22 protein-coding genes are annotated in these 24,100 nt (G+C 41.3%); 15 read left to right on the top strand and 7 right to left on the bottom strand.

What is annotated here, in order from left to right:
* Nucleotides 1-7 precede the first annotated feature (7 nt).
* The 4 genes from glgP (at nucleotide 8) to V6C27_07845 (ending at nucleotide 7,221) form a co-directional block, all read left to right on the top strand.
* Nucleotides 8-2,551, top strand: a complete 2,544-nt coding sequence (gene glgP, locus V6C27_07860) for an alpha-glucan family phosphorylase (protein ID MEG6616340.1) — start codon at nucleotides 8-10, stop codon at nucleotides 2,549-2,551.
* Between the two features lie 524 nt (nucleotides 2,552-3,075).
* Entirely contained in the window at nucleotides 3,076-4,905 is a 1,830-nt protein-coding gene (typA, locus tag V6C27_07855; GenBank protein ID MEG6616339.1) for a translational GTPase TypA, read from the top strand.
* 24 nt (nucleotides 4,906-4,929) lie between these two features.
* Nucleotides 4,930-5,385 (top strand): YaiI/YqxD family protein, encoded by a 456-nt coding sequence (locus V6C27_07850; protein MEG6616338.1) that lies wholly within the window; start codon nucleotides 4,930-4,932, stop codon nucleotides 5,383-5,385.
* 483 nt (nucleotides 5,386-5,868) lie between these two features.
* Nucleotides 5,869-7,221 carry a glucose-6-phosphate isomerase gene (locus V6C27_07845; protein ID MEG6616337.1) on the top strand — a complete coding sequence of 451 codons (1,353 nt, stop codon included), beginning with the start codon at nucleotides 5,869-5,871 and terminating at the stop codon, nucleotides 7,219-7,221.
* Nucleotides 7,222-7,537: 316 nt separating this feature from the next.
* Here V6C27_07845 and V6C27_07840 read toward each other — a convergent pair whose 3' ends face one another.
* The 3 genes from V6C27_07840 to V6C27_07830 all read right to left on the bottom strand — a co-directional run bounded on the left by V6C27_07840 (nucleotide 7,538) and on the right by V6C27_07830 (nucleotide 9,896).
* A complete protein-coding gene (locus V6C27_07840; protein ID MEG6616336.1) occupies nucleotides 7,538-8,293 on the bottom strand; it encodes an amino acid ABC transporter ATP-binding protein in 756 nt (251 codons plus the stop codon).
* A gap of 15 nt (nucleotides 8,294-8,308) precedes the next feature.
* Nucleotides 8,309-8,983, bottom strand: coding sequence for an amino acid ABC transporter permease (locus V6C27_07835; GenBank protein ID MEG6616335.1), 675 nt, complete (start codon nucleotides 8,981-8,983; stop codon nucleotides 8,309-8,311).
* 64 nt (nucleotides 8,984-9,047) lie between these two features.
* Entirely contained in the window at nucleotides 9,048-9,896 is an 849-nt protein-coding gene (locus V6C27_07830; GenBank protein ID MEG6616334.1) for an amino acid ABC transporter substrate-binding protein, read from the bottom strand.
* A 214-nt stretch (nucleotides 9,897-10,110) separates the two neighbouring features.
* Here V6C27_07830 and V6C27_07825 point away from each other — a divergent pair, with 214 nt between their 5' ends.
* Entirely contained in the window at nucleotides 10,111-11,952 is a 1,842-nt protein-coding gene (locus V6C27_07825; GenBank protein MEG6616333.1) for a cell division FtsA domain-containing protein, read from the top strand.
* Between the two features lie 38 nt (nucleotides 11,953-11,990).
* On the opposite strand, the gene V6C27_07820 is transcribed toward V6C27_07825, so the two are convergent.
* Nucleotides 11,991-12,752: a TatD family hydrolase gene (locus V6C27_07820; GenBank protein ID MEG6616332.1), complete on the bottom strand. Its 762-nt coding sequence runs from the start codon at nucleotides 12,750-12,752 to the stop codon at nucleotides 11,991-11,993.
* Nucleotides 12,736-13,560: a glutamate racemase gene (gene murI, locus V6C27_07815; protein ID MEG6616331.1), complete on the bottom strand. Its 825-nt coding sequence runs from the start codon at nucleotides 13,558-13,560 to the stop codon at nucleotides 12,736-12,738. The genes V6C27_07820 and murI overlap by 17 nt, the downstream gene beginning before the upstream one ends.
* A 140-nt stretch (nucleotides 13,561-13,700) precedes the next feature.
* On the opposite strand from murI, the gene V6C27_07810 reads away from it, so the two are divergent.
* On the top strand, nucleotides 13,701-14,009 hold the full coding sequence (locus V6C27_07810; protein MEG6616330.1) for a helix-turn-helix transcriptional regulator: 309 nt from the start codon (nucleotides 13,701-13,703) through the stop codon (nucleotides 14,007-14,009).
* A 121-nt stretch (nucleotides 14,010-14,130) separates the two neighbouring features.
* A complete protein-coding gene (locus tag V6C27_07805) occupies nucleotides 14,131-14,790 on the top strand; it encodes a thiamine diphosphokinase (protein MEG6616329.1) in 660 nt (219 codons plus the stop codon).
* Nucleotides 14,791-15,049: 259 nt separating this feature from the next.
* Here V6C27_07805 and V6C27_07800 read toward each other — a convergent pair whose 3' ends face one another.
* Nucleotides 15,050-16,117: a hypothetical protein gene (locus V6C27_07800; protein ID MEG6616328.1), complete on the bottom strand. Its 1,068-nt coding sequence runs from the start codon at nucleotides 16,115-16,117 to the stop codon at nucleotides 15,050-15,052.
* A 164-nt stretch (nucleotides 16,118-16,281) separates the two neighbouring features.
* Between V6C27_07800 and V6C27_07795 the strand changes: the two genes are divergently transcribed.
* Genes V6C27_07795 through V6C27_07760 form a run of 8 tightly spaced genes read left to right on the top strand, consistent with a single transcriptional unit; the run spans nucleotide 16,282 to nucleotide 23,375 of the window.
* On the top strand, nucleotides 16,282-17,229 hold the full coding sequence (locus V6C27_07795; protein ID MEG6616327.1) for a Gfo/Idh/MocA family oxidoreductase: 948 nt from the start codon (nucleotides 16,282-16,284) through the stop codon (nucleotides 17,227-17,229).
* 12 nt (nucleotides 17,230-17,241) lie between these two features.
* Complete coding sequence (locus V6C27_07790; protein MEG6616326.1) at nucleotides 17,242-18,207, top strand: GNAT family N-acetyltransferase; 966 nt, start codon at nucleotides 17,242-17,244, stop codon at nucleotides 18,205-18,207.
* 15 nt (nucleotides 18,208-18,222) lie between these two features.
* Nucleotides 18,223-19,182: a glycosyltransferase gene (locus V6C27_07785; protein ID MEG6616325.1), complete on the top strand. Its 960-nt coding sequence runs from the start codon at nucleotides 18,223-18,225 to the stop codon at nucleotides 19,180-19,182.
* Between the two features lies 1 nt (nucleotide 19,183).
* Complete coding sequence (locus V6C27_07780) at nucleotides 19,184-20,035, top strand: UDP-3-O-acyl-N-acetylglucosamine deacetylase (GenBank protein MEG6616324.1); 852 nt, start codon at nucleotides 19,184-19,186, stop codon at nucleotides 20,033-20,035.
* Complete coding sequence (locus V6C27_07775; GenBank protein ID MEG6616323.1) at nucleotides 20,032-21,114, top strand: DegT/DnrJ/EryC1/StrS family aminotransferase; 1,083 nt, start codon at nucleotides 20,032-20,034, stop codon at nucleotides 21,112-21,114. Before V6C27_07780 ends, V6C27_07775 begins: the two co-directional genes overlap by 4 nt.
* Nucleotides 21,107-21,808: a WbqC family protein gene (locus V6C27_07770; protein ID MEG6616322.1), complete on the top strand. Its 702-nt coding sequence runs from the start codon at nucleotides 21,107-21,109 to the stop codon at nucleotides 21,806-21,808. The genes V6C27_07775 and V6C27_07770 overlap by 8 nt, the downstream gene beginning before the upstream one ends.
* The gene (locus V6C27_07765) at nucleotides 21,795-22,826 is read left to right on the top strand and encodes an ATP-grasp domain-containing protein (protein MEG6616321.1); all 1,032 of its coding nucleotides are present in this window, start codon (nucleotides 21,795-21,797) and stop codon (nucleotides 22,824-22,826) included. The genes V6C27_07770 and V6C27_07765 overlap by 14 nt, the downstream gene beginning before the upstream one ends.
* 30 nt (nucleotides 22,827-22,856) lie before the next feature.
* Nucleotides 22,857-23,375 carry a hypothetical protein gene (locus V6C27_07760; GenBank protein MEG6616320.1) on the top strand — a complete coding sequence of 173 codons (519 nt, stop codon included), beginning with the start codon at nucleotides 22,857-22,859 and terminating at the stop codon, nucleotides 23,373-23,375.
* A gap of 287 nt (nucleotides 23,376-23,662) precedes the next feature.
* On the opposite strand, the gene V6C27_07755 is transcribed toward V6C27_07760, so the two are convergent.
* The gene (locus V6C27_07755; protein ID MEG6616319.1) at nucleotides 23,663-24,097 is read right to left on the bottom strand and encodes a hypothetical protein; all 435 of its coding nucleotides are present in this window, start codon (nucleotides 24,095-24,097) and stop codon (nucleotides 23,663-23,665) included.
* Between the last annotated feature and the right edge of the window lie 3 nt (nucleotides 24,098-24,100).

Here is a 24,100-nt window from a genome sequence, read left to right as displayed (position 1 = left end):
TGTCGGAATGTATTATTTTAGGGCAGTTACAGTAAATCCAAAAGTACCGGAGCGCATTGGCAGATTGCAGGAATTGGCTTACAACCTGTGGTTTAGCTGGAACCCGTTGGCTACGCAACTTTTTAGAAAAATTAATGAAAAACTTTGGGAGGATGTTTACCACAATCCAGTAAAGTTTTTGATACATGTACAACAGCAAGATCTGAATAGAGTAATTAATGACCAAGAGTTTCTACAGGCGTACGACCAGGTGTTTTTTAGCTATGATCAATACATGAGTGAGGAAAAGTGGTTTCAAAGACAGTATCCCAATCAACAGGGTAATCCCATTGCTTACTTTTCTGCTGAGTTTGGTTTACATGAATCGTTACCCATCTATTCTGGTGGACTGGGGCTATTGGCTGGTGACCATTGTAAAGCAGCAAGTGATTTAGGCCTACCCTTTGTGGCGGTGGGATTGTTGTATAAACAAGGTTATTTTACACAGCGAATTAATAACGAAGGTATTCAGCAATCTGAATATCCTTGTTTAAATTTTGCGGAAATGCCCATTAAACACGTTACTGATGACAAGGGAAAAGATGTGATCATTGAATTGGATTTCCCAGGCCGTCAGGTTTATGTTAAGGTTTGGCAGGTAAAGATTGGTGTGGTCACTCTATACCTGCTGGATGCGGATATACAGATGAATAGTGCTGAAGATAGAATGCTTACAGGACAACTCTATGGTGGCGGTAATGACATGCGTATATCCCAGGAAATTATTTTGGGTATTGGTGGAGTAAAAGCCCTTAGGGCAATGGGGATAACTCCTTTCGCTTGGCACATAAACGAAGGCCATGCCGCCTTTTTGTGTTGTGAACGTTTACGGGAATTAGTAGGTCAAGGGTTGCCCTTAGCCACTGCCAAAGAGGCAGTGAAGGCCAATACGTTATTTACCACCCACACTCCAGTGCCGGCAGGTCATGACAAATTTGAACCGCAAATGGTGGAAAAATATTTGCACAATATCTATGGCCAAATGGGCATGAGCCGAGATGACTTTATGAAATTGGCTATGGATCATGGCAGTAACAAATTTAACATGACACTTTTGGCTATGAATTTATCCAGTTATACCAATGGAGTTAGCAAACTTCATGGGCAAGTATCACGCAAGATGTTCCATCACATGTATCAGCCAATTCCACTGGAAGAAGTGCCAATTGGTTCGGTAACAAACGGTGTGCATACCAAAACCTGGTTGGCCCAAGAATTGAGCAATTTATTTGACCAATATATTGGTGACGATTGGCATAAAGATATATCAAATCAAAGTATCTGGGGAAAAATTAAAAATATACCGGATGAACAACTATGGCATGTTCATAAGGAGTTAAAGAAGAAAAGCATAGATTATTTGCGACAAAATCTTAGAAACCAACGGATACGCAACCGTGAATCCTTAAACCGCATTAAAGACGTAGAAAATTATCTTGATCCCGAAGCTTTGACCATTGGATTTGCCCGGCGGTTTGCCACCTATAAAAGGGCAGGACTTTTATTTAGGGATAGGGAACGCTTGTCACGGATGCTTAACAATCAGGACAAACCAGTGCAGATTATCTTTGCAGGCAAAGCTCATCCGGCAGATCACCCTGGTAAGGAATTAATCAAACTGATATATGAGGCCTCAAATGATGAGCGGTTTAGGGGCAAGATTGTGTTTTTAGAAAACTATGACATCAATATGGCGCGTCACTTAGTTCAAGGTGTAGATGTTTGGTTAAATACTCCCCGCTGGCCAATGGAAGCCAGTGGCACCAGTGGGATGAAAGCTGGGTTAAATGGAGTTTTAAATTGCAGTGTGCTGGATGGTTGGTGGCCGGAGGGTTACAATGGCAATAATGGTTTTGCCATTGGTGAAGATAAAGAATATCCCAGCGAAGAAGAGCAGGATCGCGATGATGTTATGTACTTATATTCAGTTTTAGAGGATCAGATCATTCCCAGCTACTACGGGGATAAGGATGGTTTTTCTAAAGAATGGGTTACCAAGATGAAAGAATGTTTGATGACCATTCCGTGGCAATTTAGCACCGAAAGAATGGTTAAGGACTATACCAATGATTATTATGTTAATTGTATCAATCGTGGTATCGAATTCCAAAGCAATAATTATGAAATTGCCGCTAAAGTGAAGGGCTTTAAGCAGTTCATTATGGAAAACTGGCATCAGGTGATGATTCAGTCGGTGGAGACCAACGGTAAGGACAATATGTTTGTGGGTGAAGAATTGAGCCTGGAGGCACAGGTAAAACTTGGTCCCATTTGGCATAAAGATGTCAGCGTGGAGATAGTTTATGGCAGTGAGGATGGCAGTACTCTCAACAACGTTAATAATGTTCAAATGCAGTATGTAGAACAAATTTCAGAAGGTGTGCATCGTTTTAGAGGAAGTTTAAACCTAGAACAAGGCACCCTAGGCTATACCATTAGAGTACGGCCAGAAAGTCCACATTTTGCCAGTAAGTTTGAGTTGCCGCTGGTAACCTGGGCGGCAAATTTCTAAACTTAAAAAGGGGCTGTTGCACCAGAATTCTTCAGTTTATTGGGCAACGGCCCCTTCTTGGTTTCTGTATAAGACAAGGGACCTGTCCCCCTGTCTTCTTTAATACTCTATTTATATACATATTACGGCAATTAATGAAAAAAATTACAAAGGGCTGTAACGGAATTGGCTGAATTGACATATAGTGTACTAAATTAATAAAAGGAGGTAATTTTTATGGGCTATTATGGCGGTGGTGGATCTGGCAGTAATTCTTGGATTGTCTTTTTAGTACTGATTCTGTTATTAATGGGCTATGGCGGCGGTTATGGCGGCTATAACAAATAATTTTTGGGGTAAAATCCCGCTACACTGAATTGCCCCTGTCAAGTAAGACATGGGAAAAATGACACCAATCATTTACTAAAGGTTGGTGTCATTTTTATGCTGCACTAACACGCTTAACATAAAATACTTGCCAGTATACTCTAAATTTTGATATACTATAATGTACTTTTGTATTTGCCTATTATTAAGGAGGACACATAGTGAATAACCTAGACATACGGAATATAGCAATTATAGCCCACGTAGACCATGGTAAAACCACCTTGGTGGATGGGATGTTAAAACAGAGCGGAATTTTTAGAGAAAACCAGCATGTAGAAGAAAGAGTGATGGACTCCAACGACTTGGAACGTGAGCGGGGTATTACCATTTTAGCAAAAAACACTTCGGTACAATATCATAATACAAAAATCAACATAGTGGATACTCCCGGTCACTCTGACTTTGGTGGCGAAGTGGAGCGGGTATTGAAAATGGTTGATGGTGTGGTGCTGTTGGTAGATTCCTTTGAAGGTCCGATGCCACAAACCAGATTTGTTTTGCGCAAAGCTTTAGAACTTAACTTGCAGCCAATTGTAGTGGTTAACAAGATAGACAGGCCAGATGCTCGGGTAGAAAGTGTTTTAGACGAGGTACTGGAGCTGTTTATCGAACTGGATGCTTCTGATCAACAATTAGACTTTCCTGTGGTGTACGCTTCAGCAAAAAATGGTGTGGCCACGACAGATTTGAGTAAACCCGGTGCAGATTTAAGACCGCTTTATGAGACAATAGTTAACCATGTGCCTGCCCCCGAAGGTGATGCTGATGGTCCACTACAGTTACTAGTTAATAATACTGAATATGATCCTTATCAAGGTCGCATGGTGCTTGGTCGGGTTAACAGAGGAAGCATTAAGTATGGTCAGGCGGTGGCTTTAATTCATCATGATGGCACCATTACCCCCAACCGTGTGGGCAAGCTTTATGTGTTTGAGGGGTTGCAAAGGGTTGAAGTGTCAGAGGCAGGTTGTGGTGAGATCGTTACCTTTGCTGGTATGGAGGATGTGAGAATTGGTGACACAGTGGCGGATAAAGACCAACCAGAACAACTGCCACCCATTACAATTGATGAGCCCACCTTAAAAATGAACTTTATGGTTAATAATAGTCCCTTTGCCGGTAACGAAGGTAAATTTTTAACTTCCCGTGAACTTCGGGCCAGACTTTATAAAGAGATGGAGAAAGATGTTAGTTTGAGAGTTGAAGACACCGATAGCCCAGATTCTTTTGAAGTTTCCGGTCGCGGGGAATTGCACCTTTCCATTCTGATAGAAACAATGCGCCGGGAAGGCTACGAACTGGCTGTTTCTAAGCCAGAGGTTATTTACAAAAGGGATGAAAATGGTAAATTATTAGAGCCAATGGAACTACTTTTTGTGGATATACCAGAAGATAAAATGGGACCGGTGATGGAGATATTGGGTTACCGCCGGGGCGAAATGCAAAACATGAGTAATATTGGCGGCAATCAAATGCGCTTAGAGTTTAAGGTTCCCTCTAGGGGTCTGATTGGTTTCCGGACGCTTTTGTTAACTGAGACCCGTGGTCATGCAGTGATGAACCATGTTTTTCATAGTTACGAACCCTTTAAAGGGGAGATAACCAGTCGGCGGCAAGGTGTATTGATTGCATCGGAAACAGGGGAAACCACTCAATATGGCCTGTATCAAGCCCAGGAGCGTGGCAAGTTATTTGTTACAGCTGGTACCAAGGCTTATCAAGGTATGATTGTGGGACAAAACTCCAGAGAACAGGATTTAGAAGTTAATGTGTGTAAGAAAAAGCACTTGACCAACACCCGGGCCAGTGGGTCCGATGATGCTTTGCGCTTGGAAGAGCCCCAAAAACTAAGTTTGGAAGAATCGTTAGAATTTTTAAGTGATGATGAATTGTTAGAAGTAACACCAACAAGTTTGCGGTTGCGTAAAAGATATCTAAACAAACAGGATCGGGTAAAGGCCAAAAAAGCAAGCCAGTCAGCATAAAAGGTTGACCGTCAGGTGAATGATATGAAAATAATTGTTGATGCCGATGCTTGCCCGAAAGGTGTTTTAGCAATTTGTAAAAAACAAGCTGACCTAAATCAAATTGAGTTGTGGACAGTGGCTAACTTTAACCATCAGGTAAAGTCAACAAACCACATCATAGTGGGAAATGCCTCCCAAGAGGCGGATATAAAAATAGTTAACATAACTGTCAAAGGGGATATTGTCATTACCCAGGACTGGGGGTTAGCTGCGATGATTTTAGGCAAAGGAGCAGCGGCCCTGTCCCCTGGGGGTAAAGTGTTCCGGCAGGATAATATCGATTTTCTATTGGAAGAACGGGAAGTAAAGGCTAAACTGCGCAGATCTGGTGGCAGGACAAAGGGACCGCGAAAAAGGGCTGCGGCAGATGATGAACAATTTGAACGCAGTTTGCTTAGGGTGATTGAAGAACATAGACAGCTTGGCGTGGTAACATAAAATAAGTCCTTGGCTAATCTAAGCCAAGGACTTTTCTTAATGCCAGTATGTGGCGACACTTAAAGTCTGGATTTAATCGAGAGCGAAACGCGAATGTGCAGCAATCACAAGTGGTAGTGGTGGCTGTTAATTCATAACGGCAATCATAATCTGTCACATATGCTAAATCCCAGTCAACTAGATAGACAACTAGGTCGCCAACCTCGTAGGGAGTGTTAAGTTCGATTTTGTTCTTGCTGTTCATAGAAAGTCACTCCTTTCAAGAATGCACATAAAGTATTTTAACATAAAAGTGATAAAAACTCATTAAGCCAAAGATAGAATTTTATAATCCTTGGCTTAATGGTTTTTTAATTTTTGGTAAATAATTGATAAGTACCCACAAATAGGTTATGATGATTCTACACTCAACAAAAAGGTATTAATTATTTAAAGTAGATACATATTTACATATAGTGTAGTGACCAAAGGAGGGGGAGCATGGTGCAAGAAATAAAATTTGATTATTCTAAAGCATCGGCATTTATCAGCCATCGTGAAGTTCAATACCAACAGCAGTTTGTAAACCTTGCCCATGGGATGTTGCACAGTAAGTCTGGTCAGGGCAGTGAATATGTTGGTTGGGTAAACTTACCATTGGAATACAACCGGGAGGAATTTGCCAGAATTAAAGTGGCAGCCGCCCGCATTAAATCAGATTGTGATGCCTTGGTGGTGATCGGCATTGGCGGTTCATACTTGGGTGCCCGGGCGGCCATTGAGTTGTTGGGACATTCCTTCTATAACCTGTTGCCCAAGGACAGCCGACTGACACCGCAAATATTTTTTGTTGGTAATAACATTAGTCCGGTGTATATGAAACATTTATTAGAGGTATTGGCGGATAAAGACATCTGCATTAATGTAATATCCAAGTCTGGCACCACCACCGAACCGGCCATAGCCTTTAGTATTTTTAGAGAGTACTTAGAAAAGAAATACGGCAAAGAGGGCGCCAAAAAGAGAATTTACGTCACCACAGATAAACAAAGGGGAGCATTGAAAAAACTAGCTGATGAAGAAGGTTATGAAACTTTTGTCATCCCCGATGATGTGGGAGGTAGATACTCAGTATTGACGCCAGTGGGCCTATTGCCCATAGCAGCCAGTGGAGCGGATATTGATCAAATTATGGCCGGGGCCGCCGCAGCCGTCCATTTATATGATAATCCCGACCTCAATGAAAATTCCGCTTACCAGTATGCAGCGGTGAGAAATGTCCTATATCGTAAAGGCAAGACCACCGAGCTGCTGGTAAATTATGAACCCTCGCTGCACTACTTTACCGAGTGGTGGAAGCAGTTATTTGGCGAAAGTGAGGGTAAAGACCATAAAGGGATTTTTCCCGCAGCGCTGCATTTCTCAACGGATTTACATTCTATGGGGCAATATGTACAGGATGGCCTAAGAAATATCTTTGAAACGGTAATCCATGTGGATAAGCCAGCTGTAGATATCGAAATTAAGCCAGAGCAAAATAATATTGACGGGTTAAATTTTTTGGCTGGGAAAACCATGGATTATGTTAATAAAAAAGCCTTTGAAGGGACGTTGTTGGCCCATACAGATGGAGGAGTGCCCAATTTAATTGTTTCGGTACCACAAATAAACGAATACTACTATGGCAACCTAGTCTACTTCTTTGAAAAGGCCTGTGGCATTAGTGGCTACCTGTTGGGAGTCAATCCCTTTGATCAACCTGGTGTTGAAGCTTATAAAAGAAATATGTTTGCACTGCTGGGTAAACCGGGCTATGAGGAGGAGAGGGCTAAGTTAGAGGTGCGGTTAAAAAGCTAGTGATTTTGTGCCGTTCGCTGGGATTCCTTTGTTAGTTTACATAATACGTGTTCTAAAGTTTGGTTTTCTAAAACCCTTTATCCAGGTGGTTTTTGCCCTTGCTTCCAAAATAAAGGTTAATTAAAAACCCTGCCGGAGCTGGCTGGATGAGCGTTAGTTCGGTCTGCGAAACTATCCCTAAGTGAGCGGTGCAACAGGGGCAGGGTTTTACCGTAACCCATATCTCAACCCAAAAAATATACATAAAACCAGGCAAAAGCCACCAGCATTATACGCACTAACGCAAAAAATAAACCAGAGGAACCAAAGCCTCTGGTTAAAGTATTTTGCTCAAAAATTCTCTGGTTCGCGGATTACGTGGGTTGGTAAAAATCTCTTGGGGCGTAGCCTCTTCCACGATTCGGCCATCATCCATAAAGATTACCCGATCAGCCACTTCGCGAGCAAAGCTCATTTCATGGGTTACCACCACCATTGTCATGCCATCCCGGGCTAAGTCTTTAATTACCGCCAATACCTCGCCCACCAGTTCCGGGTCCAGTGCGCTGGTGGGTTCATCAAACAGCATTGCCTTAGGTTGCATGGCCAGTGCCCTAGCAATGGCCACACGCTGTTGTTGACCGCCGGAAAGTTGGGCAGGATAACATTTAGTTTTATCCGCTAGGCCCACCTTGGCTAACAACTCTTCCGCCCTGGCGCTGGCTTCCTTTAGCGGGGTTTTAAAAACAGTCATAGGCCCTTCAATAACATTCTGTAGCACTGTCTGATGGGGGAAAAGATTAAATCGCTGAAATACCATGCCAATTTGACTGCGCAAGCGATAAATATTTTTTCTGCTGTCATCCACAATGCGCCCATCGGCCAGCTTAACCTTTCCCACCGGCTGTCCTTCTATAGTAATATAACCGCTGTCTATCGTTTCTAAATAGTTAAGGCAACGTAAAAAAGTACTTTTGCCCGAACCACTGGGGCCAATTATTACCACCACTTCACCTTTGTTAACAGTGAGGCTAACATCCTTTAAGACCTGTAGTTTACCAAAGCTTTTATATATGTTTTCTGCTACTATCATTACCAATTCACCCCATTAATTACCATCGGAAACAGACAAACGTTTTTCCAGACTATTAAATATATAAATAAAGATGGTTGTCATAGCTAGATAGATTAAACCCACAGTGATGTAAATTTCCATTGACCTAAAATAAGTGGTATTCAGCAGCTGCCCTGTGCGCAGTAATTCCACCATCGAAATAACTGAAACCAATGAGGTGTCCTTCATTAAAGCAATAAACTCGTTGCTCATGGGGGGGAGTAAGCGACGATAGGTCTGGGGTAAAATCACCCGCCGCATCGCTTGACCATAGGACATACCTAATGACAGTGCGGCTTCCATTTGACCTTTGTCAATTGATTGAATACCGGCCCGAATAATTTCAGCGATGTAGGCGCCACCACAAATGCTTAAACCCGTAATAGCTGCGGTTTTGGCGCTGAGCTCAATGCCAATGCTCGGTAACCCGAAATATAATATATATAGCTGTACCAACAGGGGAATGCCGCGGATAACCCAGGTGTAAAGGGCACCAATCATTGCCAGTGGTTTAAAGCGTGATATTTTTAGCAGAGCGATAAACAATCCAATTATTGTTCCAAAAAATATTGCTGCTAACGTCAGTTCTAAAGTAATAACTGCTCCTTGTTTAATTAAAAGTGGTACGATTGTTAATAAGAATTCAATATCAATTGGGCCAAATGTCATCGTTTTTTACACCCCATCCATTAGTATAAAGCTTATTAGGGCGCGAAAAATTCGCGCCCCATAATTATTCCGGTTGTGCTATCATGTCTTTGCCGTCAAACCACTTTTTAGATATTTCTGCCAAGGTTCCGTCGGCCATCATTTCTCTTAATGTATTGTCCAGTACTTCTTTTAAATCAGTATCGTCTTTGCGCAAACCAATGGCATAAAGGTCTGCAACCAAAGGCTCTTCAACTATTTTGTAGTTATCAGGCTTTTTACTAACATAATCTTCGGCGGTAGTTACGTCAACAACAATGGCCTCTACCCGACCAATTTCTAAGTCCTGAAAAGCTTCTGGGTATTGAGCATACATTTTGACATTTTCCTCTGCCAGTATACCATCTTCAACAAGTTTTTTACAAGCTTCGTATCCTGAACTACCCGATTGAGTGGCAATAACTTTGCCTTCTAAATCGGCAGCGGTTTTAATTTCTTCGTTATCCTTGGTCACAGCCATACCGATGCTGGCGTTTACATAGGGTATAGAGAAAGCAATTGCCTTTTTCCGATCTTCGGTGATGCTCATGCCATTGATAATGGCATCAAATTTTTTAGCATTTAAAGAACCGGTAACGCCTTCCCACTCGGTGGGCATCCATTCAATTTTAATACCTAAACGTTTTTCCAATTCTTTACCCATGTCAATATCAAAACCAACCAGTTCATTGTTTTCATCCCGGAAACCCATCGGTCTGAAGGTATCATCCAAGCCTACAACCATAACACCCTTTTCTTGAATTTGTTCCCAAGTGGTTTTTTCTGTGGCTGCTTGTTCATTGGTTGCTGGTTTTTCGCCGCCCCCACAACCAACTGCAAATAGTGCCAAACCAATTACCAGCAGCGTTAGTACTAAGTACTTAGTTCTACTCATCTTTCCATCCCCTTTTAAATTCCATTTAACAATCATTTCTCTAACAGTTTAACTAACTAAAGAGCTGAAGTCAATAGCAGATTAGTTGGCAATTGCAAAAAAATTTAGCAGTTAATTCAATTCAATCTTTGATAATAGTTTGTATAAAAAAAGGGAAAAAACGCAGTATGTCGAAACAAAATAACAGAAATGTATATTCGTGGGAAGTGTTGGAATGGGCAGTAATAACTTGATTTTTGCTTTAGATGTGGGTACCCGTAGCATCATTGGGGTTGTGGCAGAGCAAATAGATGGCGATAAATTAAAAATTAAAGCTCAATGTATGTTAGAACATGAATGTCGGTCTATGTATGATGGACAAATCCATGATATTCCTAAAGTGGCCAGCGGGGTATCTGAGGTTAAATTAAAATTAGAAAAGAAACTGAAATGCAAGTTAGATAAAGTGGCCATTGCCGCTGCCGGACGTTCGTTAAAAACAAAACGCTGTCAGGTGGGCATGGATATAGACGAAAATATCGAGGTGGATAGCACCCATATTCATGGTTTAGAAATGACTGCGCTACAGACTGCTCATCAGCAGTTGATGGCAGAACTTAGTGGTGCGGACAATTTTTATTGTGTGGGCTATTCAGTGGTATGCTATTATTTGAACAATTTCCCAATCAGCAACTTAATTGGACATCGCGGGAAAAATATCGGTATTGAAGTGTTGGCTACTTTTTTACCTGATTCGGTGATAAACAGTCTATATGCTGTGTTGCATCGGGCAGAGCTAGAACCGATTAACCTTACTTTGGAACCAATTGCAGCCATAGATATTGTCATTCCCGAAGAGATAAGAATGTTAAATTTGGCTTTAGTTGATATTGGTGCAGGAACATCGGACATTGCCATCACCAGTGACGGCAGCATTACTGCCTATGGGATGGTGCCAGTGGCAGGGGATGAAATTACCGAGGCCATTGTGGATGCCTGTTTGGTAGACTTTAACACCGCTGAAAACATTAAAAGGCAGCTAACCAAAAAGAAAATTACTTATACAGATATCCTGGGAATTGAAACTACCGTTTCTTCCCAAAGTATTATAGATATGATAGATCCGATACTCAGTCAATTAATTGATAAAATTGCCCGGGAGATCATCAGCTTAAATGGAAATAAATCACCAAAAACAGTTTTTTGTATCGGTGGAGGTTCTCAAATACCTAAACTTAATGAAATGTTAGCTGAACGCTTGCAACTACCTCCGGTACGGGTGGCGGTAAGGGGCCGAGACATGTTAAACAATGTGGTGAAAATAAAAAAAGATCCCATTAGTGGCCCTGATGGAGTAACTGTTTTGGGAATAGCCAATATCGCCTTTAAGAAGATTGGTTATGATTTTATTTCCATCACCATTAATAATAAAGATTACAGTTTGTTGAATGCCAAGGACTTAACGGTGGCCCACGCCTTGGGCCTAATTTCTTATAATCCCAGAAATTTAATTGTGCACAATGGCAAAGATTTAACCTTTAAATTAAATGGCCAGTCCAAAACCCTTTACGGCGAGCTGGGCCAACCGGCGCAAATTATAGTAAATGAACAACCGGCCACCATGCAGACAATAATAAAGAATGGGGATGTTATTGATATTACCAGCGCGATACCGGGGAAAGATGCCAGGTTAACATTGGCAGAGTTGTTAAGTAGCCGCGGCTGTAAGATGAATCAATGTAATGTTACCGTTAACGGCTTGCATGCAGAACCGGATTATGTTATTAATTGTGGCGATGAAATAAAAATTGTAAACCAAGATCAACAAATATTAATTAATAACACCGGTAAAGAGCAATGGATAACAGTTGTTTTTAATGGTGAAAAGATCACATTAGTAGACGTTAAGGAGCCGGTATTTGTGGACATATTCAATTTCGTAGATTTTAATTTAACCGGTGGTCAAGGGGTGGTTACTTTAAAGTGTAACGGTGAACCGGTGGAGTACACACAACCCCTTAACCAAGGAGATGTAATTGAAGTATATTGGCAAGATACCAAAATAGTTAATGAATAAAGGGGTTGTTGCAAAACTTTGCAACAACCCCTTTTTAGTTATTGGATACCAAAGACCGCCGCTGCTTTGTTATAGGCAAGATTTTCGATGATTTTGTTATCTACATTCTTCTCTTGGAGGTATTTTACCGCTTTAATTACTCCTGTGGCATCATTTTCAAAAAAATTACTGTAATCAGAGTTGAGCATTCCGTGGGCGTACTGGTCTAAGTTTTCATACAGTGCCTCTGGTGTAACATGCTGTTTGCGAATGGTTATTCCCGGGATGGCACCAAAATCATTAATTTGATCCATGATATCTAACATAGCATGATCAACAATTAAAAGGTTAGCCGGTATACCTACCTGTTGCGCCATTTCAAAGTACAAGTCCACCATTTTTTCACGGTCTTGGAAGGGGGTATGTACAATGCATGGTTTATTGTGGGCTTTGGCCACTTCCAATTGAGCCTTAAACACGTCCTTTTCTAGCTGGGTGAAGTTATTCATACCGATTTCACCAACGGCCACCACCGATGGCTCTTCTAGGAACTCGGGCATTTTGTCAATTACCCTTATCCAATCTTTAGGAATACCAGCCGGGTGTACTGCAATGGCGGTATACAAATCAACGCCTGCTTTTTGCCAAAGGTTACGGTAAAAATTATAGTTTTGTCTAAAATGGTCAAAATAACTTTCGGCATGCTGCGCTCCCGCTACCACTGCACAGCTGATGGCCTTTTTAATACCACCTTCAGCCATTGCTTGTAGTCCTTCATAGGGCAAAGTAGTAACATGAATGTGACTATCTATTAACCGCATTGGCAACTCCTCCAGTTTCTATGTATTTCACCTCTAATGAGGGCTTGTTCCATAATAGCCGCACAACTGGTTGAACAGATTCTACATTGCCACTGGTAAATATCGTTTCCTGACCGTCATTGGTTTGATCATTTTGTAAATCATTGTTCACCAGCATTCTTTTAGTTTGCCGGGCCACCGCTTCGCCGGTGTCAATAACGGTAATATCATTCCCCACCAGTTTATGAATTAATGGACGCAGAAATGGGTAATGGGTGCACCCCAACACTATGGTGTCTGCATTATTGTTTAAAAGTGGCTGCAAATAGTTGGTGAGCATCGCTTCGGTTTCTGGGCCAATTGTTTGCCCCTTTTCAACCAACTCCACCAGACCAGGGCAGGGTTGGGTTACCACAGTGGCTTGATCACCATAGCGTTTTACCAAAGAAGAAAAGCGATCTCCCGATAGAGTTACACCGGTTGCCAATACACCAATGGTGCCTGTCTTTGTGGCTGCCACCGCTGGTTTAACCGCCGGCTCAACACCAATGACTGGTATTTTATAATAACTACGGATGTCGTCCAGCGAAACAATAGAGGCGGTATTACAGGCCACCACCAACATTTTAGCACCTTTAGAAATTAAAAAATCGCAGATTGCAAATACCCTGTCCTTAATTATGGTTGGTAACTTTTCACCATAGGGACAATAGGCTGAATCAGCAAAGTATAACAAGTCTTCATGGGGCAACAGTTTTCGAATCTCCTTGGCTATTGATAAACCGCCAACGCCAGAATCGAAAATACCAATTGGTGAATTAGCTGCCATTTATAACACCTCATTCCAGATATTAATATTATACCCATCAAATCTTTAAGTAGCAACTTTCGCAGTTCTATCTATCAAAAGATACCAGACATTGAGCGTCAATATATTGAAAATAATATAAGTGGAAGGAGGGCAAGAAAATGTATAGTACAAAAGAACTTGGCAATAATGTAAAAAATGCAAGAAGATACCGTTCCAAGAAAAGTGGTATGGAATTTACCAGCAAAGACTTGGCCATTAAAATAGGAGAAACTACAAAATGGGTAAAAAGATTAGAGCGGGGAGAGTTTTATCCCGATTGGGACGCCATCAACTTCATTGCTGATGTTTGTGGAGTGGAGGTGGAAAGCCTAATAGGTGAAAAATTTGCCGATGAGATTGAGTACGAGGACGCCATTAAGGGTGGAAAAATTGCCAGAACCATTAATGATGAAGAGTTGAGAGCATAAGCAAACTACCGTTAACACCTTCTCAATAAATTTTAATATTTATAACAACCTCATTATGGAAAGCAAAAACATGGTAATATAATGTTTGATAAGCTAAATTCCTTTGAGAAGGTGAATAGTTGTGCTAGTAATACTTGCAGGTGGAGAAATTAATAATTATCAAGAACTAAAGAAAGTAACATTACAGGCTGATTATATTATCTGTGCCGATGGCGGTGCCAGGCATGCTTACAGAATGAAAGTTATTCCTGATGTCATCATTGGGGATATGGATTCTTTAAATCCGGCAATATTAGATTATTTTAAGAATAAGGATATTGAAATAATTCGTTATCCCAGTGAAAAGGATGAGGTGGATACCGAACTGGCCATTAGGCAGGGGATAAAACTGGGGTTTAAAGAAATGATATTGTTAGGGGCCACCGGAGGTAGATTAGATCATACCCTGGCAAATATTCATTTGCTTATTAAAGCCGCCCAATTGGCAACCCAGGTAAAAATAGTAGATGAACATCACCGCCTTTATTTGGTTACACCCCAATTGGCCACAGAAATAAATGGAGTGCCTGGTCAGATAGTATCTTTAATACCTCTAACAGAAAAGGTAAAGGGAGTATACACCCAAGGGTTAAAATGGGAACTACATAACGGTACCTTTGCGGTGGGTAATCCCTTTGGTGTCAGTAATCAGCTAACCTCTAATCAAGCCCGCATCAAAATATCTGAGGGTATATTATTAGTGATTGAAATTATTTCTGAAGAAAAACAGAGTGGGAGCTAGACTTCTGTCGGCGCTTACAACTGGTATACAAAAGGGGCTGTTGCAAAACTTTGCAACAGCCCCTTTACGTATGTGCGCCCGGCATGGACGTTATCTATAGGATGAAAGTCCCGAACGGTACGTACGGTGGTGTAAGAGGACGGGAGTTAATCACTCCCTCCTACTCGATTTTTAATAACGAAAATGGTGGCGCATAGGACGTGCGCCACCGGTTGAGAACGAACAAAGGTTACTTAGAAGACACCAGACTTTTTTGTTTTTAACGGCTAATCACTATGGCAAACATAACCAGCGCAACAATTACTGCCACTGCCAGAAGATAAAGGTTACTATCAGTATCGGTGGTTGGCGTTTCTGCTGCTAATGCCATTGCCTCTGCCTCCTCCCTTGGCTTTGTGGCTTCATCATCGGACACATTCTCTGGCACAATAATGCAACTGGCTGGTACAAAACTATTACCATTATGATAACGCTTTTTAGCACGAATTTTAATTTCTGGCCCCAGAATCTCTGCAACCTTTTCTAGAGCAATTGGTTTAGGAAAGGCATTCCGCCAGTCATATGAACGAGCTTTGCCTATTGGTTTAGGTTGAATGATGCAATCATTACTAACAATGACATTATTGTCACCATACCTTTTATAGTGACGTTTGCCCTTGCGCTCTGGCCCGATGATGGTAGGGCTGGGTCTGTATTCTTGCGGTGGCGGATACCATAACTTTTTCTGTGGTTGAGGCTGCAAGGTTTTTACAACTGATATTAATTTTGTGGTACAACTCAATGGCACAATGGGGGTGCTGGCAGTTGCAACCCATCTTTTTCTATTGCGGTTGTAATTAGTGGGTGTAGTGATGTCTGGCACCTTTTCTAACACTGGCGGTTTAGGGTATGTACAATTAAATATTTTAGCAGCATCTTTAACTTGGTGGGCGTGCAAACAACTGGTCGGTAAAACCACCGTGTTGTCACTAGTGAATTTGCGCCGGCCTATTGTTTTAACGGGTCCACCGTCAAAATTATCGATAGTTTTAATCACTGGTGGACGGTGGTACCTGATATTCGATTGCTGTTGATCAGTTGCTCGATACGGAGTGCTGCTGTGAGATGTGATGCAGGAAGGGGGAAAAAAGGTAGTATTTTTTGATTTTATTACACGTTTATATCTAAAGTTTTTGTATGCCGGTGCCAAAATAGCCGGGGCTAAATTATCACTAATTGAACTGTTAACAGTTATTATTTTAACTTTACCATTTGAACAAGGTATAGAACGGTCTGTCTTTAATTTTTTACGCTTTTTTTGTTTTCTTCGTTTTTTACCATTAGCCATATACTAACACTCCCTTCACTATATCTAATGTAACATTTCCCAGAATATTCATAAATTTTATGTTGTGATTGAATACTAATTTTTGGAATTTATTACATTCCATAGAACCTTTTGCATATTACGGAAATATACTACAAAAAGTCTAAATATAAGCGGTGATTTAAATGACTGGTATAGCCTTAATCGGCTGTGGAAAATGGGGGAAAAACTATTTAAAGACCCTTGATGCCCTGCCAGATGCCAGATTGTTGTATGTCTGCGATTTAAGTGAAGAAGCAAGGCAAAGAGTAACTTTAAACTTTCCCAACGTAAAAGTGGTTGAGGATTACCGGATAGCCCTTAGCGATTCAGAAGTGGCTGCCGTAATTATAGCAACCCCCCCATTATCACATTTTGAAATAGCAGCTAACTGTATGACTAACGGCAAAGCAGTGCTGATAGAAAAACCAATCGCCAGTGACGTGGCCGAAACCGTTAAGTTGGCCAATATCGCTAAACAAACCGGTCAAGTGATGATGACTGGGCACTTAATGCTATATCACCCAGCTGTAGAGGCAATGAAGAGTTTTATAGATAAGGGCATTTTTGGTGATATCAAATACGTTACCTTTGAACGTACAAATTTTAACATATATCGTCAAGATATAGATGTTTTAGGCGATTTATCAGTGCACGATTTAGCGGTGTTACTGTATTTGTTTGAACAACAACCCCAATGGGTTTCAGCCCATGGAATTAGCATGGGTACAGAATTGCCCATGGGAATAGTGTCCATAGATATTGGTTTCGCTGATAATGCTCTGGCACATATTCACGCCAATTGGCATTATCATAAAAAAACCAGAAATATTAGTTTGATCGGTACCAATGGCAAGGCAATTTTTGATGACACTGCAGAGCAAAACAGAAAGCTAACACTAATATCTGATGGGAAAATAAGGCCGCAGGTAATTGAGGAGAAGGAACCTTTATCCAGTCAATGTGCACACTTTATAAACTGCGTACGTAACAATGCACCAGCCCGTTCAGGTCCTGAAAATGCTTTGCAGGTAATGAGACTGATGGAGACCATTATATTTTCAATCATCAAGCAGAGAACTATTTATTTATAAGGGAGAACTGAAATGAAAATAAAGGTTTACACTGAAGACTTTTCTTCGCTTTGGGATCGTTTTGTGCAAGATTCAAGAAATGGCACTTTTATGCAGAAACGTGCTTTTTTAAACTATCATCCTGCAGATCGTTTTCAAGATCAGTCATTATTAGTGTTTAACCGTAAGGAGCATTTGTTGGCAGTTCTGCCCGCTGCCATAAGGAAAGAAAATGACCACAAAATATTACTTTCTCATCCCGGAGCATCCCATGGAGGAATAATTGTTGGTCATAATGTCAAATCCAGTTGTGTTACCGAGATAGTAGGTAGCATTAAAAAATATGCCCAAGCAGAAAAAATTGATGCCATTCAGCTCAAAATGGTGCCGCGCATTTATCACAAATGGCCCTGTGATGAAATTGACTTTGCGCTCCGCCACCACGGTTTTAAAATAATAAACACTGAACTGGCCACCGCCATACCATTGCCCTTTTACCATGACAAAAAGGCAGACAGTTCAACCTTAAGAAACATTCGCAAAGCGGTTAAAAATCAAGTTGAAGTCAAAGAAACCCCAGACATTGACGGTTACTGGCAGGTGTTAACAAAAAATTTAAAACTCCGGCACAGTACCAAACCTACCCATAGTTATGAAGAAATTGTTGACTTAATGAAAAGGTTTAAAGATAAAATAAAAATTTTTGCTGCTTACCAGAATAACAAACTTATTGCCGGCACGGTGGTTTTTATACTAAACGAACGGGTAATTAATTGTTTTTATATTGCCCACGACGAGCATTATCAGTCAGTGCGACCGCTAAATTTAGTGTTTGATTATTTAATTAAATGGGGCAAAGAACGCAACTTCACCTACCTTGATTGGGGTATATCCACCGAACAGGGTGGTAAGGTTCTCAACAGTGGATTGATTAATTTTAAAGAAGGTTTTGGTGGCCGAGGTGTTTTGCGCGAAACCTACCGATTAAATTTGTCATAGATGGAGGTAGTATACATGCGAATACTTTTTTTAGAAGATGATCCGCAATATGTTCATGGTTTACCCGATGGCTTTAGAGAATTAGGCTGTGATGTCATGGTGCAAGCCAGTGTCAATAAAGAGGAATTAAAGCTGATTTACCACTTGTTCAAGCCCGATGTAATATTTACATGTGGTTGGGGGAAATTGCACAGTAAAGAAAATCTGAAACTGATTGGCAATTTTACCGAGGATCATCGTTTAACACATTGTTACTGGGCCACCGAGGACCCCAGATGGACTGAGGAGTGGTCACTGCCCTTTGTTGAAATGGCCAAACCGACGCACATATTTACCATTGATCCGGATTCTGTGGATATGTATCGACAAAAAGGATTTATATCAGCATACCTGCCGTGGGCCTGTAACCCCCAATATCATCAGCCAGTGGCACCAAAGGAAGAATACCGTTGTGATATAGCGGTGGTGGCCACAGCAGGCATAACCTGGAGTGGTTTTAGAAAAAAAGCAGTAAATATTTTAATGAAACCCTTGGTAAAAAACGGTTACAACATCAAAGTTTGGGGTAAACGCTGGGATGAGCAACATGAATGTGTATTGGGTTTTACAGTGCCCTCAAAGTATCTGCAGGGTAAACTGCCCTATGAAGAAACCAATGCAGTCTATAGTTCAGCCAAAATAGTGCTGGGCATCCAAAACCGGGTTGATGAACTTAATTCGCGAACCTTTGAGATTATGGGAGCCGGTGGATTTATGTTGGCTCCAGACACTGAGGGGATTAGAAAGTACTTTACTCCCGACAAACATTTGGCGGTATCTGGGTCGGAACAACAAACGCTAGAGATGGTTGACTATTATTTAAAACACGCTGGCAAACGCCAAAAAATTGCTTATCAAGGCCGTCAGCTGGTGATAGATAAACACACTTATCGAGATCGAGCGGCGACAATTTTAAATGTTTTGGGCGGGAAGTAAAATGATGCAGACCACTATTAACCGCAGCGTTTGCTGTCAGGGAATTGATATCACCGGTAAAGCTATAGTCAATATGCAGTTGGCACCGGCTGAAATAAACAGTGGCATTGTATTTGTTCGGAATGACTTACCCGGTAACCCCCAAGTGCGCTGTAATGCCAATAATTGTTTGGTGGAGAGTAGGTGGACTTCACTCCAAGAAAATGGAGTGAGGGTGGACCATACTGAGCATATATTGGCCACCATCGCGGGTTTGGGGATAGACAACATCATCATTCGCCTAGATAACCCCAGTATTCCAGTGGTGGATGGCTATAGCTGTAAAGATTTCACTGAAAAAATTTTAAGTGCCGGCATTAAGGAATTGTCGGCCCCAAAGAAATATTTCCAAGTTAAATCCCCCTGTCTAATTGTCGATCAATTTTACAGTGGAGGACAGCGCTATGAAAAGTTTATTGCTGCTTTGCCGGCGGATAATTTGGAATTAATTTATATTTTGGAATACCCTGATGGTTCATTGCCTGGACAAATGGCACAATATTCAATTGTACCAGAGGTATTTATCAACCAGCTTGCCGACGCCCGTTCCTACATTACAGCCGGGGAATATCAACAAGTTGCTAAGCTAATCGGTAAGGGCATGGACTCGGTGCTGGTTTTTTCTCCAGGCAAATTGGTAGGATTGAGGTGGCCTAACGAACCGGCTAGACATAAATTGGTCGATTTGTTGGGCGACCTCAGTACAGTTGGCTGTCCACTGAAAGGTAAGTTTATTGCCTTCCGCAGTGGACACCAGCTGAATAATCAATTGATTAAAAAAATCACTAAAAATTGGGAAGAGGGAAACAGATGATTCCAATTGTTGAACCGCAACTTGGTATAGAAGAACAACAGGAAATTATCAAAGTATTAAACAGTAAAATGTTAGCTTCGGGTAAATGGGTTGAGCAGTTTCAAGACAGCTTTGCAGATTACCTGAACATAAGGTATGCAGTGGCCACTTCTTCGGGCACCACCGCTCTTCACGCTGCCTTGGACGCATTGCAAATTAGCAAGGGAGATAAAGTATTAACCACTCCCTTTTCCTTTGTGGCTTCTGCCAATGCCATTTTATATTGTGGGGCTACCCCAATATTTGTGGACATCGATCCATTGACCTACAACATTTCTCCAGCGGCACTGGCGGAAACTATTAAAGAACATCCCGATGCCAAGGCTATTTTAGTGGTACACATATTTGGTCAACCGGCTGAAATGGAAACCATTTGTAGATTGGCTAAAGCCAACAATTTATTGCTGATTGAAGATTGTGCGCAAGCCCATGGAGCAGTTTATCAGGGACAAAGGGTTGGGACCTTTGGCGATGTGGCTGCTTTTAGCTTTTATCCCACTAAAAACATGACCTGTGGTGAAGGTGGAATGGTAACCACTAACAATGAAGAGGTTGCCCGCCGAGTGAGGATGCTAATAAATCACGGACAATCTAAGCGGTATTATCATGACATGTTGGGCTATAATTTTCGCATGACCAACTTACATGCCGCCATTGGTTTGGTACAGTTGAAAAAACTTGATGGATTTAATAAAAAGAGAATAGATAATGCCCACTATTACTATCAAAATATCAATAATGACCAAGTAATACTACCCTATCAGGCCAAGGAAGCTCAGCACGTTTATCATCAATTTACTGTGCAATGTGATGAGCGCGACAATTTTATGAATTACCTAATTAATAAGGGTATTGGCTGTGCCATTCACTATCCCATTGCCATTCCTAGGCAAAAATTGTATGTACAGAAATTTAATTATCAGCAGACCTGGCCAGTGGCTGAGCGGTTATGTAATAATTGTCTATCGATACCGGTGCATCCTGGGCTGACAACGGAACAATTGCATTACATTGTAGAGGCAGTGAATGATTATGAGTAAAAGAATCATTGCTATTCATCAGCCTAACTACTTACCCTGGCTGGGTTATTTTCATAAAATGCTCAATTGCGATGTGTTTGTCATTGCCGATGATGTGTTGTTATCTTCAACGTCCATCACCCATCGCAATAAAATTAAATGTGCCAATGGCTCGTTGTTGCTCAGTGTACCGCTGGCATTAAAAAAAGTTTTGATTAAAGATGTGCTGATCTATAACGACCAAAATTGGGCGGAAAGGCATTTTCAAACTTTGCAACATTGCTATGCCCGATCAAAATATTGGAAAGATTATCGTGAACAATTTAGAAATATTTATGCCCGAAGGTGGCATAAACTCATTGATTTAAATATGGAAATTATTAACTTAGTACGCGATATTTTAGATATTCATACACCGCTGGTTCTTTCGTCGGCGCTACCCAACTTGCAAGGGAAAAAAAGTGATCGCATTATAGACATTTGTAAAAAGCTTAACGCCGTTGTGTACTTATCCGGCCAGGGAGCAAAGGTCTACAATGATGAGCAAGCATTTGCCCAAAATGGTATCGAACTGCGCTATCAAAATTTTGTCCACCCTAAGTATCCGCAAATGTGGGGTGATTTTATTGATAAACTGTCCATTGTAGACTTGATATTTAATTGTGGCCCTGATAGTAGGAAAATACTGGAGGGGTGTAGTGGTGAAACAAATTAAAGTATTAGTTACAGGTTCTGGCTCTTTGTATGGTGTGGCTGTTGTGCAGTCCTTGACCAAGAGCCCGTTAAATTGCAAAGTTGTATGTTGTGATACCGATCCAATTACTTTGGGGCTGTATTTGGCAGATCAAGGATACCTAATACCATCGGTTAAGGAACGGGATCAGTGGTTAAAGCAGATTATAGAGATCTGTTTAAAGGAAGAGATTGATGGCATTTTTATTGGATCTTCCCATGAAATTGAAACCTTTGCCCAAAATAGCCATTACATTAATTCATGTACCGGGGCCAAGGTCTTTGTTAACCCTAAATCGGTGGTTGAAAAATGTCAAGATAAGTGGCAAACTGTGCAATTCTTAAAAAACGAAGGGTTTCACTGCCCCGAAACAATACGTTGGCCAGAGGATAAATCACTACTAAACGCATTCTTAGTTAAGGTGGGATTCCCTGTGGTGGCCAAACCGCGCATCGGGGCGGGTTCTGAAGGGATCGCTATTCTCAACAGTGAACAGCAATTGAGTAGTTTTATAAAGGGTAAAGTGCAATATATTATTCAGGAATACCTGCCTGAAAACAATGGAGAATTTACCGTGGGTGTATGTTTAGCATCAAAGGGCAAAGTATTATCCAGCATAGCATTAAGGAGAACCCTAAAGGATGGCATGACTATGGTTGCGGTGGCAGACCACTATGCTGCTCTTTGTCAGTACTGTGAGCAAGTGGCCAAAGCGATAAAGGCCTACGGACCAATAAATTTACAACTGCGCATAAAAAATGGTTTGCCCTACATTTTCGAAATCAACCCTCGATTTAGTAGTTCTACCGGTATGAGAATCGCATTAGGGGTAAATGAAGCCGAGTTGCTAATTCGGGCGGAGATTTTAGGTGAAACGGTGACCAAGCCGACAATCATTAAAGCGGGAGTGATTAGACAGTACCAGGATTATGTAATTAGAGCAGAGCAAATGGGGAAGTTTTCCACCAGCAAGTGGTTTGAAATTCCTTCCCGAGGGTAGACTATTGATAGCGCTCAAGGAGGGAGTTAGATGATGAAAATCGAACCTCAGAGTTCTGATTACTTAACCGCTTACGCGTTAATAGATAATGAAGAGGTTTTATTGTCGGAAGTGGAAAAGTTCCGCCAAATGACCCAGTTGGCTAGGGAAAAGGGTATTTTAAGTGCCACCAAGTTTGAATACAAACTGCTAACCAAAGCTTTAGACCAAGGGCCGGAGCAACTGGTTAAAACCATCCGGCATTTGACCCCCGAGAATGATCAGCGGAAAATGATGCGTTTGGCTGAGCAAGCCAACAAATTTTTACCCTTTGTCACACCAGAGCAGGTGCTATCTGATTGGGCCATCAAACAGATAAATCGCTACTTTGTCAAAGGTAAGTTGCGGGATGAATGTGAAATAAAATTACAATCAATGGTGGAAGCAATGACCGATTCTTTTGTGGTCAACGCCCTTATAGAGGCCACCCGCAACGATGAAGATTGGCAAAGAATGGTAGATCATATAACAAATAATTATCATAAATTAAGTGACTTAAAAAACTTATAATTTAAGGGGTAGTTGCAAATATCTTTAGAAAATACTATTGCCAGGCTGGTGTTGTCTAAGCAACCTTTATTCTTTCTCAGCCGGTGGCGCACGTCCTATGCGCCACCCTGCCTCCGACAACCTCCTTCGCTAACTTTGGTTCGCTGCGCCACTAGATGTCGTTCGCTACCTGCAGCAGGTGCTGGGTTTTTCAATTAACCTTTTATCTAAAAAGCAAAGGCAAAAGGCACCTGGGTTTTGTTATTAACAATATATAAAGGGGCGGTTGCAAAGTTTTGCAACCGCCCTTAGCGAATTAATAAGCGGTTTGTTAAAAAATCATGAATTTGTTCAAATAACAGCCCGGTAATAAACCAAAGGGGCGCCATGTCTAACCGGATTAAACCATTAATTTCCCAGCGGGAACTACCAGAATAATCCCACGGACTATAGCCAGTAAGGCTGCGAATTGCACCTCCCGTAAAATATTCTAGGGTGAAAATTATTAACATCCAGACTACACCCCGCAAAAACCAGTGATAACTGCGCATCGCATTATGAACCGGCTCTAAAAATATTGCCAATCCGTAAATGGGGAACATCCACAAATATGTGTGTGATGAGAGACGGGGATCCCCCTTTAATGCTGATTCAAAGCCAGTCCAGAATACCTCCAGACACCAACCTAGTAATCCGTAGATGAAGAACCTGATTTTTCTCATGGCGTTATTTTTTGTCAACATGCC

It is taken from the genome of Peptococcaceae bacterium 1198_IL3148, assembly GCA_036763105.1.
Lineage (GTDB): Bacteria > Bacillota > Desulfotomaculia > Desulfotomaculales > Desulfohalotomaculaceae > JBAIYS01.
This window is presented reverse-complemented; position numbering and strand designations above follow the sequence as displayed.

What these genes read in the sequence shown, in the direction of transcription:
- V6C27_07760 (MEG6616320.1), top strand. Translation starts at nt 22,857, where the DNA reads ATGATGAAAATCGAACCTCAGAGTTCTGATTACTTAACCGCTTACGCG.
- V6C27_07755 (MEG6616319.1), bottom strand. Translation starts at nt 24,097, where the DNA reads ATGTTGACAAAAAATAACGCCATGAGAAAAATCAGGTTCTTCATCTAC.
- V6C27_07800 (MEG6616328.1), bottom strand. Translation starts at nt 16,117, where the DNA reads ATGGCTAATGGTAAAAAACGAAGAAAACAAAAAAAGCGTAAAAAATTA.
- V6C27_07820 (MEG6616332.1), bottom strand. Translation starts at nt 12,752, where the DNA reads ATGCGGTTAATAGATAGTCACATTCATGTTACTACTTTGCCCTATGAA.
- V6C27_07850 (MEG6616338.1), top strand. Translation starts at nt 4,930, where the DNA reads ATGAAAATAATTGTTGATGCCGATGCTTGCCCGAAAGGTGTTTTAGCA.
- V6C27_07785 (MEG6616325.1), top strand. Translation starts at nt 18,223, where the DNA reads ATGCGAATACTTTTTTTAGAAGATGATCCGCAATATGTTCATGGTTTA.
- V6C27_07770 (MEG6616322.1), top strand. Translation starts at nt 21,107, where the DNA reads ATGAGTAAAAGAATCATTGCTATTCATCAGCCTAACTACTTACCCTGG.
- V6C27_07775 (MEG6616323.1), top strand. Translation starts at nt 20,032, where the DNA reads ATGATTCCAATTGTTGAACCGCAACTTGGTATAGAAGAACAACAGGAA.
- V6C27_07790 (MEG6616326.1), top strand. Translation starts at nt 17,242, where the DNA reads ATGAAAATAAAGGTTTACACTGAAGACTTTTCTTCGCTTTGGGATCGT.
- murI (MEG6616331.1), bottom strand. Translation starts at nt 13,560, where the DNA reads ATGGCAGCTAATTCACCAATTGGTATTTTCGATTCTGGCGTTGGCGGT.
- V6C27_07835 (MEG6616335.1), bottom strand. Translation starts at nt 8,983, where the DNA reads ATGACATTTGGCCCAATTGATATTGAATTCTTATTAACAATCGTACCA.
- V6C27_07830 (MEG6616334.1), bottom strand. Translation starts at nt 9,896, where the DNA reads ATGAGTAGAACTAAGTACTTAGTACTAACGCTGCTGGTAATTGGTTTG.
- V6C27_07780 (MEG6616324.1), top strand. Translation starts at nt 19,184, where the DNA reads ATGATGCAGACCACTATTAACCGCAGCGTTTGCTGTCAGGGAATTGAT.
- V6C27_07825 (MEG6616333.1), top strand. Translation starts at nt 10,111, where the DNA reads ATGGGCAGTAATAACTTGATTTTTGCTTTAGATGTGGGTACCCGTAGC.
- V6C27_07810 (MEG6616330.1), top strand. Translation starts at nt 13,701, where the DNA reads ATGTATAGTACAAAAGAACTTGGCAATAATGTAAAAAATGCAAGAAGA.
- V6C27_07840 (MEG6616336.1), bottom strand. Translation starts at nt 8,293, where the DNA reads ATGATAGTAGCAGAAAACATATATAAAAGCTTTGGTAAACTACAGGTC.
- glgP (MEG6616340.1), top strand. Translation starts at nt 8, where the DNA reads ATGTATTATTTTAGGGCAGTTACAGTAAATCCAAAAGTACCGGAGCGC.
- V6C27_07795 (MEG6616327.1), top strand. Translation starts at nt 16,282, where the DNA reads ATGACTGGTATAGCCTTAATCGGCTGTGGAAAATGGGGGAAAAACTAT.